The following is a 3,295-nucleotide window of genomic DNA, read 5'->3' on the forward strand; positions in this document are numbered from 1 at the left end:
ACTCGAGGGCTATATCACGCGTGCCAGGGCCGAAAGCATCTACGGCGTCATCGTCAGGCCCGACGGCACCATTGACACGGCCCCCCGAACGCCTCACACGACAACCCAACTGTAGAAGCAGGCATTGACGAGACCAGATGATAGAACTGATGCAACTCTAGTTCCACAATCGAGAGTTCTGCTCTCAAATGTGCAGGTGCGGCATGCGGGGCCAGTCAGTTTGATGACGCAGAAACAGTCCCCTGAGAAGCGGGCCTTTTCGGTGGCGCCTGATCATACGAGTGCGATGAGGAGTGGGCACATTGAGTGCGGAGCGATCGGATGGGCCTAAGCGAACGACCACTGCGACACACTGGGGACGGTACGACGTCGAGACTAAAGGTGGCCGAATCGTTGCGATCGATCCCGTCGCCGACGATCTCGAGCCGTCGCCCATCGGCCCCGGCATTGTTGCGGCCCTGGGATCGCGTGCCCGGATCCTGCGTCCCGCGGTGCGCAGGGGATGGCTTGAGGGACGCCCCCGCGAAGGCACCCATCGTCGGGGCGCCGACGAATTCGTCGAACTGTCCTGGGATGAGGCGCTCGACCTAGCCGCGGGGTCCTTGGCTGGGCTGCGTGACCGTTATGGCAATGACTCCGTCTTCGGCGGCTCCTACGGATGGGGTAGCTCCGGGCGCTTCCATCACGCGCAAAGCCAGGTTCACCGGTTCCTCGCAATGGCAGGGGGATACACTGGATCACTGAACAGCTACAGTTGTGCAGCCATGGAGGTGATTCTCCCGCACGTCATCGGGGGGACAGGGTTTAGTATCCTGGGGCGGACACCCAGATTGGATGAGATCGCGGCCAACTGCGAGCTCGTTGTCGCGTTCGGTGGTCTGCCAGTTAAGAACCGCCAAGTCAACGACGGGGGCACCGGCCTCCACCGAACCCAGCCCTTCTTGAGACGGTGTCGAGACGCGGGAGTCCGGTTCGTCAACGTCTCGCCGATCCGCGACGACATGTCCACGCTAGTCAGCGCAGAGTGGCTTCCGCTAAGGCCAAATACCGACGTCGCACTGATGATGGCCCTGGCACACACGCTGATAGCCGAAGACCGCCACGACAAGGAGTTCCTGGCGACGCGATGCGTGGGATTTGGGCGTCTCGAGGATTATCTGATGGGCGCAGTTGACGGTGTTGCAAAGGACGCGGAGTGGGCTGCGCCCATCACCGAAATTCCGGCCGACGTCATCCAGAACCTCGCGCGATCCATGGCCGAGCGGCGGTCGCTCGTGACCGTGGGGTGGTCTATCCAGCGCGCCGACCATGGCGAGCAACCCTATTGGATGGCGGTCGCCCTGGCCGCGATGACCGGTTGGATGCGCGAACCCGGGTGCGGCTTTGGCTCCGGCTATGGATCGATGCAGGGCATCGGCATCGAACGTGCCAGGCAACGCATCGCTGCCCTGCCACAACCCGACAACCCGGTCGACGTCGCCATCCCTGTAGCACGGATATGCGACGCACTAGAGAATCCTGGTGCGACGATCGACTACGATGGACGACGCATCACGTTCCCGGATCTTCGCGCGATCTACTGGTGTGGTGGGAACCCGTTCCACCATCACCAGGACCTCAACCGACTAGTCGAAGCTTGGCAGCGCCCAGATCTCGTCATCGTCAATGAATCTTGGTGGACCGCCACAGCGAAGTTCGCGGACATCATCTTCCCTGTCGCAACCTTCCTCGAACGCAATGACTTCGCCGCTGGCTCGAATGATCCTTGGCTGTGTGCCCAGCAGAAGGCATGCGAGCCGCCGCGTGAGTGCCTTACTGATTATGAGGTCTTTTGCCGCCTCGCGGATCGTCTTGGCTTCGGGAGCAGATACTCCGAGGAACGCTCTGCCGATGAGTGGGTCCGTCATCTCTACGAGAAGACGCGTCAGACTCTGGGCGCCGACGGCGTCGAACTGCCGAACTTTGAGGATTTCTGGCGCCGAGGTCGCGTAAAAATGCCCACCCCGCCCGGGTCACCGGCGGGAGATCTAGTCGCGTTCGCGCGCGACCCGATGGCAGCGCCGCTAGCGACACCGTCAGGGAGGATCGAACTTTTCTCAGCCACCGTGGACGGGTTTCGGTACGACGACTGCCCTGGGCATCCGGTCTGGATGGAGCCTGCGGAGTGGCTCGGTTCGCCCTTAGCACGGCGCTTCTCCCTCCACCTCATCTCGAATCAACCTCATATGCGCCTGCATAGCCAGTATGACCACGGAGGCGCGTCGCAGGCATCGAAGGTCGCGGACCGCGAGCCCATTAGAATCCACCCATTGGACGCGGCGGCGCGCGGTATTACCTCTGGTGACATCGCTCGCGTGTTCAACGACAGAGGGGCCTGCCTGGCAGGCGTGCTAGTCGATGACGCCGTTCGCCCTGGCGTTGTCCAGCTGTCAACGGGCGCGTGGTTCGACCCGGCCGAGCCCTCCACGGCAGGAAGCCTGGAGCGTCACGGCAATCCGAACGTTCTCACGCTGGACAAAGGCACTTCGAGGCTGGCCCAGGGGCCAAGCGCTCATACCACGCTCGTCGACGTCGAACGCTGGACCGGTGAGGCGCCGTGCGTCGCAGCGTTCGATCCACCCCACTTCGCTTCGCATCAAGGTGAGTTGAGGCCACCGGGTGTTGGCCGAGCCCACGCTCGCGGCGTGAGCTGAAGGAGCCTGATGGTCGATGGCACGGTGATATCGCCTTCTGGCCTGGTGGATTCATCTTCGGGTCTGCGGGCGGGTGGCCCGCGTTTGCCGCCGCTCGTTCACACCCAGGCCGGACTTCCGCAGATGATGGGCACACGATCGAGTGAAAACCGGGCCTGACCTGCGTAAACGCGCGCAGTGGTGTTCGGGGTCGTGTTACTACAGGGCCTGACCGTTCGGGCGCTGGCCTGGGGCTGGGTCAGTCGGTGGTGGGCATGAAGTCGAAGAATCGTGGCGGCTCGGGCAGGTTGAGCGCGTCGAGGATGGCCTTCTGTCCGGGTGTGGTCGCGGAGCGCTGCGCGACGGTGCCGTCGCTGGTGGCCAGAGTGATCAGGTGCATCCGGTCCAGCTCGTGACGCAGGTTGCGCCAGGTGTCACCGGTGGCGTTCTCGACCACCCGGATCAGTAGTAGCGCGAGCCAGCACAGCTGGATGTGCGCGCGGATCCGGTCCTCTCGATAGTGGTAGACTGGGCGTAGCCCGAGGGCGCCTTTCATGTCCCTCCATCCTCGGAACCCCGGAAGTTCACGAATACTGAAGGGTGTTGTGGTGCGAACTTCCGGT

The 3,295-nt window shown here is 63.1% G+C and carries 2 protein-coding genes; one reads left to right on the top strand and one right to left on the bottom strand.

The features are described 5' to 3' along the window. Positions 1-302 precede the first annotated feature (302 nt). Complete coding sequence (locus tag FGL98_RS24805; protein ID WP_146321523.1) at positions 303-2,693, top strand: molybdopterin-dependent oxidoreductase; 2,391 nt, start codon at positions 303-305, stop codon at positions 2,691-2,693. A 238-nt stretch (positions 2,694-2,931) separates the two neighbouring features. Here the strand turns inward: FGL98_RS24805 and FGL98_RS24810 are convergent, their stop codons facing one another. Then, the gene (locus FGL98_RS24810; RefSeq protein ID WP_222432413.1) at positions 2,932-3,228 is read right to left on the bottom strand and encodes a hypothetical protein; all 297 of its coding nucleotides are present in this window, start codon (positions 3,226-3,228) and stop codon (positions 2,932-2,934) included. Positions 3,229-3,295 lie beyond the last annotated feature (67 nt).

It is taken from the genome of Leekyejoonella antrihumi, assembly GCF_007845645.1.
Taxonomy (GTDB): domain Bacteria; phylum Actinomycetota; class Actinomycetes; order Actinomycetales; family Dermatophilaceae; genus Leekyejoonella; species Leekyejoonella antrihumi.

Bases quoted from the DNA above. Each gene is read 5' to 3' on its own strand.
- FGL98_RS24810 (WP_222432413.1), bottom strand. From the start codon at position 3,228: ATGAAAGGCGCCCTCGGGCTACGCCCAGTCTACCACTATCGAGAGGAC.